General features: G+C 71.9%; 12 protein-coding genes, 1 pseudogene and 1 riboswitch. Of the genes and pseudogenes, 8 read left to right on the forward strand and 5 right to left on the reverse strand.

The window, feature by feature from the left end:
* The first annotated feature begins 160 nt into the window (after positions 1 to 160).
* The 3 genes from ACZ7HQ_RS13210 (at position 161) to ACZ7HQ_RS13220 (ending at position 2,600) form a co-directional block, all read left to right on the forward strand.
* Complete coding sequence (locus ACZ7HQ_RS13210; RefSeq protein WP_470988063.1) at positions 161 to 922, forward strand: acyltransferase domain-containing protein; 762 nt, start codon at positions 161 to 163, stop codon at positions 920 to 922.
* Positions 923 to 1,145: 223 nt separating this feature from the next.
* Entirely contained in the window at positions 1,146 to 1,511 is a 366-nt protein-coding gene (locus ACZ7HQ_RS13215) for a nuclear transport factor 2 family protein (RefSeq protein ID WP_470988065.1), read from the forward strand.
* A 134-nt stretch (positions 1,512 to 1,645) separates the two neighbouring features.
* Positions 1,646 to 1,726: riboswitch (ZMP/ZTP riboswitch) on the forward strand.
* Positions 1,727 to 1,751: 25 nt separating this feature from the next.
* Positions 1,752 to 2,600 carry a bifunctional 5,10-methylenetetrahydrofolate dehydrogenase/5,10-methenyltetrahydrofolate cyclohydrolase gene (locus ACZ7HQ_RS13220; protein ID WP_470988068.1) on the forward strand — a complete coding sequence of 283 codons (849 nt, stop codon included), beginning with the start codon at positions 1,752 to 1,754 and terminating at the stop codon, positions 2,598 to 2,600.
* Positions 2,601 to 2,615: 15 nt separating this feature from the next.
* Here the strand turns inward: ACZ7HQ_RS13220 and ACZ7HQ_RS13225 are convergent, their stop codons facing one another.
* Together ACZ7HQ_RS13225 and ACZ7HQ_RS13230 are read right to left on the reverse strand one after the other, a co-directional pair.
* Positions 2,616 to 3,611 (reverse strand): CU044_5270 family protein, encoded by a 996-nt coding sequence (locus ACZ7HQ_RS13225; RefSeq protein ID WP_470988071.1) that lies wholly within the window; start codon positions 3,609 to 3,611, stop codon positions 2,616 to 2,618.
* Between the two features lie 367 nt (positions 3,612 to 3,978).
* A pseudogene (locus ACZ7HQ_RS13230) lies at positions 3,979 to 4,482 on the reverse strand (sigma-70 family RNA polymerase sigma factor); the annotation flags it as partial.
* 106 nt (positions 4,483 to 4,588) lie between these two features.
* Between ACZ7HQ_RS13230 and ctaD the strand changes: the two are divergent.
* From ctaD to ACZ7HQ_RS13250, 4 genes are all read left to right on the forward strand, one after another.
* The gene (gene ctaD, locus ACZ7HQ_RS13235) at positions 4,589 to 6,223 is read left to right on the forward strand and encodes an aa3-type cytochrome oxidase subunit I (protein ID WP_470988073.1); all 1,635 of its coding nucleotides are present in this window, start codon (positions 4,589 to 4,591) and stop codon (positions 6,221 to 6,223) included.
* A complete protein-coding gene (locus ACZ7HQ_RS13240) occupies positions 6,220 to 6,555 on the forward strand; it encodes a hypothetical protein (protein ID WP_470988075.1) in 336 nt (111 codons plus the stop codon). Before ctaD ends, ACZ7HQ_RS13240 begins: the two co-directional genes overlap by 4 nt.
* Positions 6,556 to 6,788: 233 nt before the next feature.
* Positions 6,789 to 7,535 carry a dienelactone hydrolase family protein gene (locus ACZ7HQ_RS13245; RefSeq protein ID WP_470988077.1) on the forward strand — a complete coding sequence of 249 codons (747 nt, stop codon included), beginning with the start codon at positions 6,789 to 6,791 and terminating at the stop codon, positions 7,533 to 7,535.
* Between the two features lie 61 nt (positions 7,536 to 7,596).
* Entirely contained in the window at positions 7,597 to 8,826 is a 1,230-nt protein-coding gene (locus ACZ7HQ_RS13250) for a glycosyltransferase (RefSeq protein ID WP_470988957.1), read from the forward strand.
* A gap of 388 nt (positions 8,827 to 9,214) precedes the next feature.
* Here the strand turns inward: ACZ7HQ_RS13250 and ACZ7HQ_RS13255 are convergent, their stop codons facing one another.
* Both ACZ7HQ_RS13255 and ACZ7HQ_RS13260 read right to left on the reverse strand, forming a co-directional pair.
* Positions 9,215 to 10,240 (reverse strand): alcohol dehydrogenase, encoded by a 1,026-nt coding sequence (locus ACZ7HQ_RS13255; RefSeq protein WP_470988079.1) that lies wholly within the window; start codon positions 10,238 to 10,240, stop codon positions 9,215 to 9,217.
* A gap of 142 nt (positions 10,241 to 10,382) precedes the next feature.
* Positions 10,383 to 11,045, reverse strand: coding sequence for a TetR/AcrR family transcriptional regulator (locus ACZ7HQ_RS13260; protein WP_470988082.1), 663 nt, complete (start codon positions 11,043 to 11,045; stop codon positions 10,383 to 10,385).
* Between the two features lie 148 nt (positions 11,046 to 11,193).
* Between ACZ7HQ_RS13260 and ACZ7HQ_RS13265 the strand changes: the two genes are divergently transcribed.
* Positions 11,194 to 12,447, forward strand: a complete 1,254-nt coding sequence (locus ACZ7HQ_RS13265) for a YncE family protein (RefSeq protein WP_470988085.1) — start codon at positions 11,194 to 11,196, stop codon at positions 12,445 to 12,447.
* Positions 12,448 to 12,522: 75 nt separating this feature from the next.
* Here the strand turns inward: ACZ7HQ_RS13265 and ACZ7HQ_RS13270 are convergent, their stop codons facing one another.
* The gene (locus ACZ7HQ_RS13270; RefSeq protein ID WP_470988960.1) at positions 12,523 to 14,355 is read right to left on the reverse strand and encodes an endoglycosylceramidase; all 1,833 of its coding nucleotides are present in this window, start codon (positions 14,353 to 14,355) and stop codon (positions 12,523 to 12,525) included.
* Between the last annotated feature and the right edge of the window lie 20 nt (positions 14,356 to 14,375).

Consider the following 14,375-nt stretch of genomic DNA (forward strand, 5'->3'; position numbering starts at 1 on the left):
TCGTGCTTGATCTGGAAGGCCTTCACCGAAACACTTCCGAAGACCTTTTGAATCGCTTAAGAATTTGACCGAATAACGTCATTCCATGATGGCAATCTTTTTGCAGGGTGCGGGAGTCTGCCTGGTGTGTGCGTGGGCCGGGGCGTGCCTCAATGGGGGCATGCCCATCGACGGCCGCAATGGACGTACCGCATTCCTGTTCTCGGCCGGCGGCGAACCGCGCCCCGGAACGGGATGGGAAATCCGGGAGGCGTTCCCGGTGTTCGCCGACGCGCTGGACGACGTCTGCGCACGACTCGATCCGTATCTCGAACTCCCGCTGGAATGCGTGATGTTCGCCGACAACGGAACCCGTACGGCCGCGCTGCTGGAGCGGGAGTCGTTCGCCGGTCCTGCGGTCTTCGCCCTCCAGGTGGCGCAATACCGGCTGCTGCACAGCTGGGGAGTACGGCCGGACGTGGTGTTCGGGCAGGCGTCGGGGCGGATGGCCGCCGCGTACGCCGCGGGCGTCTTCTCCCTCGCGGACGCCTGCCACGCGGTCGGCACCCTGGCCCGCCTGCTGGGCGGCCGGCCACGTCCCCCTCGCCAGGACGGCGTCCTCGACGCCTACGGCCGCACCCTCGCCACGCTCCACCCGCGTGCGCCGCGCCTCCCCCTCGTCTCCGACGTCACCGCCCGTCCCGTGGGCGCCGAGACCGCCGAACCGGAGTTCTGGGTGGGACGCGCGCCGCTGCGCTTCGCGGAGGCCGTCGGCCTGCTGCACCGCGACGGGGTCCGCACCTGGCTGGAGCTGGGCCCCGGGGATCTGCTCACCCGCCTGCTCCCGGACTGTCTCCCGGACGGCACGGCCTCGGCGTTCGCACTGTGCCGCGACTGGGCCCTGCTCCGGTCGGGGCAGAACGGCGCCGCGCAGGACCGGTGACGGGGCGTGCCCGAGCGGGACCATGACGGGCAGAACCGAGCACCGGCCCCCAGCCCCCTGCATCCGGCAGAACCGAGCGGCGGTCCTCAGGGAGCGTGGCCGGGGTGCGCCCTGGGGTCGTAGGGCTGCGCTTGCCGTGGCCGTCGGGCCGGAGCAGTCTCGAAGGGTGGGGGTCCGCGTGGTCCGCGCCCCGCCGGGCCGCGGGCGCCCGAAGGAGGTCACCATGGGCACCGCGACAGGTTCCGCCTTCGACACCGAGGCACTGCGCCGGGGCATAGAAGGGAACACCGGCAACACCCTTCTGTCGCTCTACGCCGACGACGCGCAGATCCGCATCGTCGACCACAACCACCAGCCCAGCCACCCCACCGTCCTGCGCGGCCGGGGCCAGATCGCCGAGTTGCTGGACGACATCTACAGCCGCGACATGACGCACAAGCTGGACCAGTGCGTCGTACAGGGCGACCACGCCGCGTTCACCGAGTCCTGCCAGTACGGGGACGGCACCCGGGTCCTCGCCGAGTCGATGGTCACCTTGCGTGGCGGCAAGATAGCCGACCAGCTGATCATCCAGGCCTGGGACGAGTAGGCACGCACACCGGCATGAACACACCGGCATGACAGGCGCCGGAAGGAGATCCACAGGGTCCAGGTCACCACCCGGCTGACCTGGACCTTCTCGGCCCGAGCGGACCGGGTTCCGGCAGGTGCCCGGTTACCCTGTACCCGGGCCGTGACTGGCGCTGAGGTGGAGTACCACCGGGGAGCGGTCCGTGGTGGATGCCGCGCGCCTGGGCGAGAGAGTCGATCCAGCTCAGGAGTGTGCAGCATGCCCCAGGCCCGTCTCATGGACGGCACCGCCCTCGCCCGCCGCGTCGTCGAGGACACCGCGAAGAAGGCCGCCGACCTCACCGCACGCACCGGCACCGCGCCCTGCCTCGCGACCGTGCTCGTCGGCGAGGACCCGGCGTCCGTGACCTACGTGCGCATGAAGCAGAACAGGTGCCGCAAGGCCGGCATCGAATCCCGGCACGTGGCACTGCCCGCCACCACCGGCACCGGCGAACTCGTCGGCGCACTGCGGGAGTTGTCGGCCGATCCGACCGTGCACGGCATCCTGCTGCAGCACCCGGCCGGCGAGCACATCGACGAGCGGGCCGCGTTCGAGGCCATCGCGCCGGAGAAGGACGTCGACGGCGTCACCTTCGCCTCGTTCGCCACGATGAGCTTCGGCCTGCCGGGCTTCGTGTCCTGCACGCCCGGCGGCATCCTGCGGCTGCTGGACGAGTACGACGTCGACCCCGCCGGGAAGCGGGCCGTGGTCGTGGGCCGCAGCGCGATCCTGGGCAAGCCGGTGGGCATGCTCCTGCTGGCCCGGGACGCGACGGTGACGTACTGTCACTCGCGCACCCGGGGCCTGTCGGCGGCCGTCCGCGAGGCGGACGTCGTGGTCGCCGCGGTGGGCCGGCCGCGGCTGATCCGCGGGCAGGACATCAAGCCCGGCGCCGTCGTGATCGACGCCGGTTACAACCCGGGGAACGTCGGCGACGTCGACTTCGACTCCGCCGTGGAGCGGGCCTCGCTGATCACGCCGGTGCCGGGCGGTGTCGGCCCCATGACGATCGCCACGCTGCTGGAGCAGACCGTCGAGGCGGCCACCCGGCAGCTCGGCGCGTGAGGCCGGCGCACCGGGTCAGCGCATCCAGGCGCTGTACTCCATGACGTCCCCGGCCTTCACCCCGTACCGGGAGTCGTCCGCGCTGAAGGTGGTCTCCAGGCCGAGGACCGCACCGGTGCGGGGATCGAGGATCAGCATGCGCCGAACGCCCCGGGCGTCGTACACGTACGCCTGCCCGGGGCGCCCCAGCCGGTCCGTCAGCTGTCCGGCGGGGCGCAGGCCCTTGGCATCCGCGAGGACCCGGACCAGCGCGGCCGACTCGCGGGAGCCGAGCGTCCAGTGGTCCAGCAACTCCGCGACGCCGTCCAGGAGTTCGGACGTGGCCAGGGGCCCGGTACCAGTGCCGGTACCGGTGTGGACCGTCTCGGTGAGGTAGTCCCGCAGGGCCTGCGGATCGTGCGGGGGGCGAGCCTCGGGCGGAGCGTCGCTCCAGCTGGGCGGGTAGGTGGTCCGGCTCAGCACATGGCCGTCCTCCACCAGGTGCGGCTCGTCGCCGTCGTCGGTGAGGACCGGGCGGCCCGGGTGGCGCGGATCGGTCGCCACGACGACCTCGGTGTGGGTGTCGTCCGCGTTCCAGCGCACCACGGTCTCCTGCGGGAGGGTCAGGGGCGGCTTGTCGTCACTCATGCCGAGGCTCCAGGACTGCACATGGGTGCCCCTGCGCAGGCCCGGCGAACCGTCCGCGGCGGCCGCGGCGGCCAGTTGGGCCATCCGGTCCAGCGGTACGGGGGTGGAGTGGCTCCGGAGAGCCAGCGGGCGGGGCGCGGCGACGGCGATCTGGCCGCTCGGGCCGCCGAGCAGCGCGGTGAGGGTGGTGACCAGCACGACGGCCGTGGCGGCGAGGCCCCACAGCAGCCGGGCGCGCGGGGCCCTGGACGGCCGGCGCTCGTCCTCGCGCAGCAGCAACTCCAGCCGCCGCTCGGCGTGGTGGTCCAACGGGCCGTCGCCGAAGTGCGGGCCGTGGGCCGGGACCGGGTTGGCACGGCGAAGAAGGCCGAGTTCATCAGGCATGGCGAGGGTCCTTGCGCAGGGATACGCCGGCGGGGGCGACGGGGTACGGCGATCGCCGACCGGGTCCGCCCTGCCCGGCGGGAGCCTCGTCGCCGGCACGGGCCGGATCGACCGGCCACCCGTGCCCACCGCCGGGTATCTGCCTCGTCGGTGGGGCGGTCGCCGGCGTGCCGGACGGCGTGCGGTGCCCGGACGCCGACGCGTCCGCCGACGCGCCCAGGCCGCCCGAGCGACGCTCGGGGAGCGACACGCTGTCCGGGGATCCAGGGCGTGCGGGCTCGTCGGAGAGCGCTGCACGCCCCAGCCCCACGGCACACGGCGCGGCGGGGCGCGCGCGTGGGGCGGGTGGTGCCGTCCTCACCGGCGGCGCGGGGCGCAGGCGGTCTATCTCGGCGCGCAGTCGGCGGCGGGCGCGGTGCAGGCGCATCGCCGCCGCGCGGCCTCCGCAGCCCAGCACCACCGCGATCTGCCCGGCGTCGAGTTCCTCCCAGGCCGCGAGGCGCAGTACCTCCTGGTCGGCCGGGGAGAGCCGGTCCAGGGCCTCGTGCACCCAGGCGCCCGGTACCTCGGCGTCCGGGCTGTCCACCACGTGCCGGCCGTGCGCGGCCTCGTCGTTGCCCAGCCGGTCCAGCAGCCGTCGCCTGCGGCCAAGGCCGCGTACCGCGTTCGCCAGGCAGTTGCGGGCCACCCCGTACAACCAGGGCAGCGGCGCGTCCGGCAGGTCGCGCCGCCGTCGCCAGGCGACCGTGAACACCTCCGCCACCACTTCCTCCACCTCGTCGGCCCGCCCGGGCAGTCGTCGCGCGACATAGCGGCTGACCGCCCAGTAGTGCTCGCGATAGGCAGCGGCGAAGATCTCGTCGTTGCTCATGTTCGGTTCGTGTCCGGCACCACCCGGATCGTCACACCCTTCTTCCGTGATGCTCGTCGCGTGGTCCGAGTGTGACCGGCGGGCCGGGCGCGGACACAGGCGGGGCGTGAAGAGCATCAGAGATATCAGGGGCATCCGGGTCGTACGGTGGCTGACGACCACCGATCACAAGACGATCGGCACGCTCTATCTGGTCACGTCGTTCGCGTTCTTCCTGATCGGTGGCGTGATGGCGCTGCTGATGCGCGCCGAGCTGGCCCGGCCGGGCCTGCAGATCATGTCGAACGAGCAGTTCAACCAGGCGTTCACGATGCACGGCACGATCATGCTGCTGATGTTCGCGACGCCGCTGTTTGCCGGCTTCACGAACTGGATCATGCCGCTGCAGATCGGCGCGCCGGACGTGGCGTTCCCGCGGCTGAACATGTTCGCCTACTGGCTGTACCTGTTCGGCTCGACCATCGCGGTCGGCGGTTTCCTCACCCCGCAGGGTGCGGCCGACTTCGGCTGGTTCGCCTACTCCCCGCTGTCGGACGCGGTCCGCTCGCCGGGCATCGGCGCCGACATGTGGATCATGGGTCTGGCCTTCTCCGGCTTCGGCACCATCCTCGGCGCGGTCAACTTCATCACCACGATCATCTGCATGCGTGCCCCGGGCATGACCATGTTCCGCATGCCGATCTTCGTGTGGAACGTGCTGCTGACCGCCGTCCTGGTCCTGCTGGCCTTCCCGGTCCTCGCGGCCGCGCTGTTCGCCCTGGAGGCGGACCGTAAGTTCGGGGCCCACGTCTTCGATGCCGCGAACGGCGGCGCACTACTGTGGCAGCACCTCTTCTGGTTCTTCGGCCATCCAGAGGTGTACATCATCGCGCTGCCGTTCTTCGGCATCATCTCCGAGGTCATCCCGGTCTTCTCCCGCAAGCCGATGTTCGGCTACATGGGTCTGATCGCGGCCACCATCGCGATCGCCGGTCTGTCCGTGACGGTGTGGGCGCACCACATGTACGTCACCGGCGGTGTGCTGCTGCCGTTCTTCTCCTTCATGACGTTCCTCATCGCCGTACCGACCGGGGTGAAGTTCTTCAACTGGATCGGCACGATGTGGAAGGGCTCGCTGTCCTTCGAGACCCCGATGCTCTGGGTCATGGGCTTCCTGGTCACGTTCGTCTTCGGCGGGTTGACCGGTGTCATGCTGGCCTCGCCGCCGATCGACTTCGCGACGTCCGACACGTATTTCGTCGTGGCCCACTTCCACTACGTCCTCTTCGGCACGGTGGTGTTCGCGATGTTCGCCGGCTTCCACTTCTGGTGGCCGAAGATGACGGGCAAGATGCTGGACGAGCGCCTCGGCAAGATCACCTTCTGGACGCTGTTCATCGGCTTCCACGGCACGTTCCTGCTGCAGCACTGGCTGGGCACGAACGGGATGCAGCGCCGGATTCCCGACTATCTGGCGGTGGAGGGGCTCACCACGCTCAACACGGTCTCGACAATCTTCTCATTCCTGCTCGGCTCCTCCCTGCTCCCGTTCTTCTACAACGTGTGGAAGACGGCCAAGTACGGCGAGCGGGTCGAGAGCGACGACCCGTGGGGCTACGGCCGGTCCCTGGAGTGGGCGACCTCCTGCCCGCCGCCCCGGCACAACTTCGTCACCCTGCCGCGGATCCGCAGCGAATCCCCGGCGTTCGACCTGTACCACCCGGAAACGCAGGCCCAGGAGCGGGAGTTGAGTGCACGATGACGGCGAGGGAGGAGGCGGCCCTCCTCCGGGAGATCGAGGGTCATCTGCTGCTGGCCGCCACCCGCGAGGAGGGCCGTACGGCGGCGGCCCGTGTCGCCTGCCGGCTCGGCTGGCTCACCGACGCCCAACGCGAGGAGGCCGAGCGGCAGTTCGAGGCGGAGTACCTGTCGCTGGCCCGTACGTCATGGCGCCGCACCGCCGAACGCGCCGCAGAACTGCAGCGGACGTACGAGGAGAGGTACCGGGCGCTCCGGCGGCACCTGGTGACCTGGTCCGTGCTGAGCTGCGCGCTGTTGGCGGCGACGGTCCTGCTGGTGCTCGCCGGCGCCTAGAGGTCGGTGTGGCTCGGGTGCTGGCATCGGCTTTCCCCGGTGGGTTACGCTCTGCGGCGATGACTACCGGGACGGCCTTGCGCCACACACGGATTGGTGACCCGGTGCTCCTCTGAGCGCCGTACGGGCCGGTGCGGGCCCGCTGTTCGATCGAGGTTCCGGCGCTGTCGCGCGGGCTCCGCCTCCGTCGTGTTGATCACACGCTCGACACATCAACCACGACAGGAGAACTCATGCCCACCAAGACGCTGACGATTCCCACCGCGGACGGCCGCGCCGACGCCTTCGCCGCCTTCCCCGACGGTGACGAGCGGCACCCGGGGGTGCTGATGTACGCGGACGGCTTCGGCATCCGGCCCGTGCTGCGCGAGATGGCCCGAGAACTGGCCGGGCACGGCTACTACGTGCTCGTCCCCAACTTCTTCTACCGGCACGGGCCGGCACCCGTGATCGAACTTCCCGAGTACATCGGCGAAGAGGTCCGGCCCGCGGTCATCGCCCAGCTGATGCCCCTGATCGAGGCGCACACCACCGAACGTGTCCTGCGTGACGCCGACGCCTACCTCAGGTTCCTCACCACCCGGCCGGAGGTCGGCGCCGGGCCGGTCGCGGTGACCGGCTACTGCATCGGCGGCCTCCTGGCGATGCGCACCGCCGCGGCCCACCCCGGCCAGGTGGCCGCCGTCGCCGGATTTCACGGCCCCGTGAGCGCCGACGGGCCCGAGGGCCTGCACCGCCTCCTCTCCGAGCTCACCGCACAGGTCCACCTCGGCCACGCCGAGACCGACCTGACGCCCGAGGCCCTCGGCGAGCTCAACGAGGCCCTGGACGCCGCGGGGGTCGACTACACCTCCGAGATCTACCCCGGCACCGTCCACGGCTTCACCATGTCCGACACCGACGCCTTCGATCCCGCCGCACTGCGGCTCCACTGGGACCGCCTGCTCGCCCTCCTCGCCCGCACCCTGGCGGACAGCTGAGGCGCGTTGGGCCCACGGCAGGTCGCATGCCGCCATACTGACCGTCGTGCGTGTTGCGATCATGACGGCGGGATCCCGGGGCGACGCGGCCCCCTACACCGGGCTGGGGCACCGGCTCGTCCGGGCCGGCCACGAGGTCACCCTGGTCACTCACGCCCGCTTCGAGCCGCTGGTGGCGGGCTCCGGCGTACGTTTTCACGCGCTGCCGGTCGATCCGCGTGCGGAGCTGGAGTCCCCGCGCGGCCGGGGCCTGCACCGCAGCGCCAGCGGCACCGGGAAGCTGCTGCGGGTGGTGGACCTGGCGCGGCGGCTGGTCGGACGGATGACCGAGGACCTGCTCGCGGCGGCCCGGGACGCCGAGGTACTGCTGCTGTCCGCCTCGCTGGCCCCGCTCGGGCACGCGATCGCCGAGGGCCTGCGGGTGCCGAGCACCGGCGTCTATCTGCAACCCCTCGCCGGTACAAGGGAGTTCGCCCCGGCGGTGCTCGGTGGCGGCCTGTGGGGCGGGACGGCCAACCGGCTCGCCGGGGACGGGGTGAGCCTCGCCGTGGAACACGTCTTCGCGGCCGCCGTACCCGGGGTGCGCGAACGGCTCGGGCTGCCCCCGATGCGGACCGGGGCGGCGCGACGGGCCCGCGAACGGCGGGACTGGCCGGTGCACCACGGTTTCAGCCCGCGGGTCGTGCCCCGGCCCCGGGACTGGCGGCCGGGCCTCACCGTGAGCGGCTACTGGTGGCCGTACGACACGCAGACGCAACTCCCGGATCATGTCGGGGCGTTCATCGATGCCGGCCCGGCTCCGGTCTTCGTCGGCCTGGGCAGCGCCACCGTGCCGGACGCCGGACGGCTCAGCGCCCAGGTGGTCGCGGCCCTGCGGCGGGCCGGGCTGCGCGGGGTGATCCAGCGCGGCTGGGGTGGGCTCGCGGCAGCCGGCGACGACATGCTGACCATCGACGACGTGCCGCACGCGCTGCTCTTCCCGCGGATGGCCGCGGTGGTCCACCACGCGGGTGCGGGAACGACGGCGGCGGGGCTGCGCGCCGGGGTGCCGGCCGTGCCAGTACCGGTGCAGTTCGACGCCGGGTTCTGGTCCGCCCGGCTGGTCGCGCTCGGGGTCGCCCCCGCCGTCGTACCGCTGCGCCGGGTGACCGTGGACGCCCTGGCCGCCGCGCTGGTACGCGCCACCCGTGAGCCGGCGTATCGCGAGCGGGCACGCTCGCTGGGCGCCCGCATCCGCGAGGAGGACGGCGCCGCCCCGGTACTGACGGCACTGAACCGTCTCGACAGCTGACCCCCCGCCCGCCGGCGACCACCGGCCGGGCCGGCCTGCGGGACCGGCCACGGGCGAGCAGCACCCGAAGCAGCTCCGAGGCCGGCCAACCGCGAGCAGGGAGCGCACGAGGTGCGGGGCCGACCGCCGGCGAGCAGCGCCCCGACCAGCCGCCGAAGCGGCCGACCGCGAGCACCACCCGAGCCGGTCCCGGAGTCGGCCGACCGCGAGCAGCGGCGAGGGGCGTCCGATGCGGCCGCCGCTGCGCCCCGGGGCCGGCTCGCGAGGTCAGCCTCTGGCCGGCAGCCGCCAGGCCACCCACGACACCCGGAGTCAACCGCCGGCCGGCACCCGGGAGCCGGCCCCGCGACATCAGCCGGGGCAGCAGCCGGCGGGGCGGCGCGCGGCGTCAGGCGGCCGTGAGGACCATGCGGAAGCGGGCCTTGCCGGCGAGCATCTTCTGGTAGGCCTCGTTCGCGTCGCCCAGCGGGACGGTCTCCGTCATCGGGCGGATGCCGTGCAGGGCGCTGAAGGCCATGGTGTCCTCCACGTCCTGCGAGGTACCGGAGGGGTGCCCGCGCACGACCCGGCCTGCCAGCAGCAGCTGGGCCGGGTTGATGCCCATCGGCTCGGTGTCCGCTCCGATGACCACCAGCTCGCCGCGGGGCGCCAGGCCGTCCACGGTGGCCGTGATGGCCTCGGAGTTCCCGGCGGTGGCCAGCACGACGTTCACACCGCCGAGCGACTGCAGGGCCTCGGCGACTGGCGTGCCGGAGGTGCTGTCGACGTAGTGGTGGGCGCCGAGCCGCTTGGCGAAGTCGGCCTTCTCCGCGCCCCGGGCGATCCCCACGGTCTCGTAGCCCAGCGCCACCGCGTACTGCACCGCGAGGTGCCCCAGGCCGCCGAGTCCGAGCACCGCGACCCGGTCGCCGGACCGGGCGGAGCTGCGCCGCAGCCCGTTGAAGACGGTCACGCCCGCGCAGGCCATGGGCCCCGCGTCACTCGCCGCCAGCGCGTCGGGAATCCGGGCCAGGGCGTCGACCGGAGCGATCACCTTCTCGCCGAAGCCTCCTTCGTAGGCCCACCCGGGGACCTTCAGGGACGGGCAGACGATGAAGTCGCCCTGGCGGCATTGCCTGCAGTGCCCGCAGCTGCCGCCGAACCAGCCGACCGCGACCCGGTCGCCGACCTGCCAGCCACGGTCCTGGACGCCGTCGCCCAGTTCCTCGACGCGTCCGGCGATCTCGTGCCCGGGAACCACCGGGAAGGTCACGCCCGGCAGTGCAGCGTTCACGAAGAGCGCGTCGCTGTGGCAGATGCCGCACGCCTCCACGGCGATCCGCACCTGACCGCGACCCGGCGCGGGCACCTCCCGCTCGACCAGCTCGAACGGGCCGCCCGCGGCCGTGACCTGTGCGACTCGATAGGTACTCATCTGGTTCTCCCGCATGTGTCGTCCGGATCCCGGAACACGGGTACCTTGCCCCCGCACCAGCACACCAGCTCCCGGCCCATCGCGCGCGCCGAGCCGCACCGCGCGGCCCTGACCTGCCCCGACGGCTCGGCAAGCCACCGTGTCAGCCGGTCGCGGGACGCCAGCCCTCCGGCCGGAGCATGCCCAGCAGCAGCCGCACCAGCTCGTCCACCACCTCGTCCAGCGTGGCGTCGACCCAGCCGGCGCTCCAGTCGTGCAGGAGGCCGTTGACGCTGCCGATGAAGGCCGTCGCCGCGAGCCGGTAGTCACGGGGCGCCGCCTCCCCGCGCCGCACGGCCGCGTCCGCCTCGGCCCGGATCAGGTCGATCCAGCGGGCCCGGCGGGCCAGGCGCTGCTCCTCCAGGGCCGGGCTGACGCCGATGATCTCCATGAAGGCGATGCGGACACGGCGCGGGTCGGAGGTGACGTCGCGGGCGTAGGCGTGGAAGAGCACGGCGGCCCGTTCGGCCAGCGGCAGCCCGTCCGCCGTGGCGAGGGCGTCCAGCACCGCCTGTTCGGCCCAGCCGTTGACCTGCAGGTGCAGGGCGGCGAGGACGTCCTCCAGGGTGCGGAACTCCTCGTAGAACTGGCGGGTGGACAGACCGGCGGCCTGGCTCAGCGCGGCGATCGTCGTGCCCCGGTAGCCGGGGTGGGCGCCGAACAGTTCCAGGGCCGCGTCCAGGAAACGGCGGCGCCGCTCGGCCTGTCGGTCCTCGGCGGACCGTCCGCCGTAGCGGCCCGTCGGCGCCCTGAGCCTGCCCGTCATGCTTCCCCCCTCGTCACCTGCCGGTGACCCAATCTTGTCGTGCACACATCTTGTCGCGAAGGCCGTCCTCTCCTTACTTTTCAGTAAGTTCACTGTGAATGCGCCCCTGTTCAGATTCCCCGCCCTTCGTTGAGGAAAGAGAGCAGTCATGCCTGCCTCCAGAACCAGGCACCTGTGCTCCGTGGCCGCCGCCCTCGCACTGACCGTCGCCGGCCCGGCGACCGCCGCCTCCGCCGCGGGCGGCACCGCCGACGGCCTGCGCGAGGTGCTGTTCGTCGGCAACAACTGGGACGGCACCGCCGACGTCATCCACTCGTCCGGCGACTTCGCGAAGATCGGCCGGATCAACGTGATCCCCGACAAGGCCGAGCGGCTGGCGGAGATCAACGCCGACCCGATCAAGTGGATCTACTACACGTCCATCCGCAACGAGGTCGGCCAGGGACACGACCAGTACGCAGACGACATGTACTCGACGCCCGACGGGAGGTCCGTGGTCGTCTCCCGCCCCAGTTTCGCCGACGTCGTCTCCATCGACCTGGCCACCGACAAGGTCAACTGGCGCTTCCCGGTGGCCGGTTACCGGGCCGACCACATGGCGGTCTCACCCGACGGCACGCGCGTCGCGGTCTCGGCCTCGACCGCGAACAAGGTGCAGGTGCTGGACATCACCACCGGGAACGAGCTCGGCGAGTTCGGCACCGGTGACAAGCCGCACGAGAACTTCTTCACGAACGGCGGCAGGTACATCTGGAACATGTCGATCGGCGAGGTGACCACCTCACTGGACGCACCTGGCTGGGACTGGACCAAGGGCGACCGCCACATCACCGTCGTCGACGCGACCACGTTCAAGCAGGTCAAGACGATCGACATGCGGCAGCGGCTGGACGCGATCGGGCTGAGGGACTTCTCCGACGCGGTCCGGCCCGCCGCGTTCACACCCGACGGGTCCAAGCTGTACTTCCAGGTGTCGTTCTTCAACGGCTTCCTCGAGTACGACGTCGCCGCGGACCGGATCACCCGGGTGAAGACGCTGCCGGAGAACCCGGCGACGAACCCGGACCGCACCACCTGGCTGCTGGACTCGCGCCACCACGGCATCTCGATGAACCCGGAGGGCACCAAGCTGTGTGTCGCCGGGACGATGGACAACTACGCGACCGTGGTCGACCGGGCCTCCTTCGACGTAGGCCCGCTGATCACCGCGTCGACGCCGTACTGGGCGACCGTGAGCGGTGACGGCAGGGACTGCGTCATCTCCGAGGCCGGCGCCGACCAGGTCACGGCCATCGACTTCGCCACCGGACAGAAGGTGCTGTCCGTGCCGGTCGGCGACCATCCGCAGCGCGTCCGGCTGGGGCACGTCCAGGCCGACTGGACGAGCCCGGCCGGGAGTTGAGCGCCGTACGGCCTCCGGGGTGACCCCACTCCCCCCGGGGGCCGTGCGGCTCCTGCCCACGAGTGCCCTGATTTCTCAGAAGTGTGCCTCCGCCCACGCGGCCAGCTCGGACCGGGCCGCGGTCAGCAGGTCCGCCGAGGGCGCCGTGGCCCCGTTGGTCACCAGCGCGTAGTGCAGGGCACCGGAGTCCGTGTCGGTGAGCAGGAGACGGCGGCTGCCGGTGCCGCCCGGCTCCGGCGCGACGGCGATCGGGACGGCGGCGCCGGTGCGGGCGGGCGGAGCGTAGGCCGTGCCCAGGTCGGAGACGACGGTGGTCGACGCGGTGGGGAAGGACGCCGGCAGGTGCAGTTCGGTGGGCGCGGTGCCGTCGCCGGATCGCCAGACCAGCAGCCCGTACTGGCCGGAGCCCACCAGCCTCGCCACGTCCGGCAGCGAGGACGGGACCGGGTTCCAGGTGAGGGTGGTGGAGCCGTCGCGGGAGCGGTCCTCGTAGGTGAAGGCGAGGGCCGTACCGGCTGTGGCGCTCGGATACAGGCGGTCCAGCAGCCGGGCGTCCTGGCGCAGGGTGACGTTCCCGGAGTCGTCCAGGCGTACGGCGGAGAGGTCCTCGTCGTTCCAGGCGTCGCCGGCGGTGAGCGCCTTGTCGGGGTTGCCGTTCATCAGCTCGTGGTGCCGGCCGCTGTAGAGGTCCCACTGCCACTGGGTGCCGGAGAGCACCGGACCGGAGGCCGCCGGGCCGTTCCACCAACGCGCGCCGGGCAGGCGGGAGTCGAGCGCCTGGTACATGGCCTTCAGGACGGTGGGTGCCTTGTCGGACACCGTGCCGGACAGCGGGTGGCCGAACTCGCTGACCACGGCCGCGGTGCCGGCGGCGGTGGCGCGGTCGCGGACGGCGGCGAAGTCGGGGGCGTACTGGCCGTCGGCGGCCTTGCCCCACATCAGGATGCCGGAGATGGCCTTCTGGTCGTAGAAGTGGGTGTTGAAGACGTAAGCCGGGCCGAGCGTGCCCGCGTCCAGCAGCCCTCCCTCCTGTCTCTGGGTGGAGATGTTGGCGTTCCAGAAGAGGTTGGGCTCCACGAACGCGGGCTTGTCCTGCCAGCCGGCGGCGTCCATGCGGGCGCGGAACTCCTCGTAGAACGGCCACAGCAGGTCCTTCTCCCAGGTGCGGGAGGTTTGGCCGGAGTCGTAGGAGCCGGCGTAGGGCTCGTTGTACGGGTCGAAGCCGGCGATGCCCGCGAACTCGGCGCCGGTCAGGTGCTGCCTGAGGTAGGACAGGGTGGTCCCGGCGGTGGTGAGGAACGCGTCCTGCAGGCCGTGGGCGTTGTGCCAGAAGTCGTACTGCGCCTTCTGCACGGCCGCGTTCTGGGTGATGTTCTGGCCCCAGAAGAGACAGATGCCGCAGGATTCGGCCGGGTAACCCCCGGTGTCCACGGCCCACTTGGGGGCGCCGTCGCCCGTGTACCAGCTGCCGCTGGTGAAGAGGTGGCGGGAGTAGAGGTCCTGGTGGAAGTCGGGAAGGACGCGGATGCCCGCGTCCAGGAAGGCGCGCATCTGTTCGGTGACGGCGGCCAGATAGCCGGAGTCCACCTGGCCGCGCACGGGTTCGGCGTGCGCCCAGGAGAGCAGGAAGCGGACCGCGTTCGCGCCGCCGAGGGCGCGCAGCGCGGTGGCGGACTTCCGGGCGTCGGCGGCCGAGGCGAAGGGCAGCCCGCCGTTCTCCTCGAGCTTGGTCTCGCCGGAGACGTTGTAGCCGCGCAGGACGATCTCACGCCCCTGGCCGTCGGTGAAGCGGCCGCCCTGCACGGTGAGCGGGGCGCCGTCGAACCAGAGGGAATCGGCGGGAGGGGCCGGGGTGGGGGGGGGGGGGGGGGGGGACGCCATCGCCCGGGAGCCCCCAAGGACAAACAGAGCAACCCCAGGAAACCCCC

Source organism: Streptomyces sp. NPDC037290 (assembly GCF_055603245.1).

Coding starts and splice junctions, on each gene's coding strand:
- ACZ7HQ_RS13210 (WP_470988063.1), top strand. CDS start 161: ATGCCCATCGACGGCCGCAATGGACGTACCGCATTCCTGTTCTCGGCC.
- ACZ7HQ_RS13215 (WP_470988065.1), top strand. CDS start 1,146: ATGGGCACCGCGACAGGTTCCGCCTTCGACACCGAGGCACTGCGCCGG.
- ACZ7HQ_RS13220 (WP_470988068.1), top strand. CDS start 1,752: ATGCCCCAGGCCCGTCTCATGGACGGCACCGCCCTCGCCCGCCGCGTC.
- ACZ7HQ_RS13225 (WP_470988071.1), bottom strand. CDS start 3,611: ATGCCTGATGAACTCGGCCTTCTTCGCCGTGCCAACCCGGTCCCGGCC.
- ACZ7HQ_RS13240 (WP_470988075.1), top strand. CDS start 6,220: ATGACGGCGAGGGAGGAGGCGGCCCTCCTCCGGGAGATCGAGGGTCAT.
- ACZ7HQ_RS13245 (WP_470988077.1), top strand. CDS start 6,789: ATGCCCACCAAGACGCTGACGATTCCCACCGCGGACGGCCGCGCCGAC.
- ACZ7HQ_RS13250 (WP_470988957.1), top strand. CDS start 7,597: ATGACGGCGGGATCCCGGGGCGACGCGGCCCCCTACACCGGGCTGGGG.
- ACZ7HQ_RS13255 (WP_470988079.1), bottom strand. CDS start 10,240: ATGAGTACCTATCGAGTCGCACAGGTCACGGCCGCGGGCGGCCCGTTC.
- ACZ7HQ_RS13260 (WP_470988082.1), bottom strand. CDS start 11,045: ATGACGGGCAGGCTCAGGGCGCCGACGGGCCGCTACGGCGGACGGTCC.
- ACZ7HQ_RS13265 (WP_470988085.1), top strand. CDS start 11,194: ATGCCTGCCTCCAGAACCAGGCACCTGTGCTCCGTGGCCGCCGCCCTC.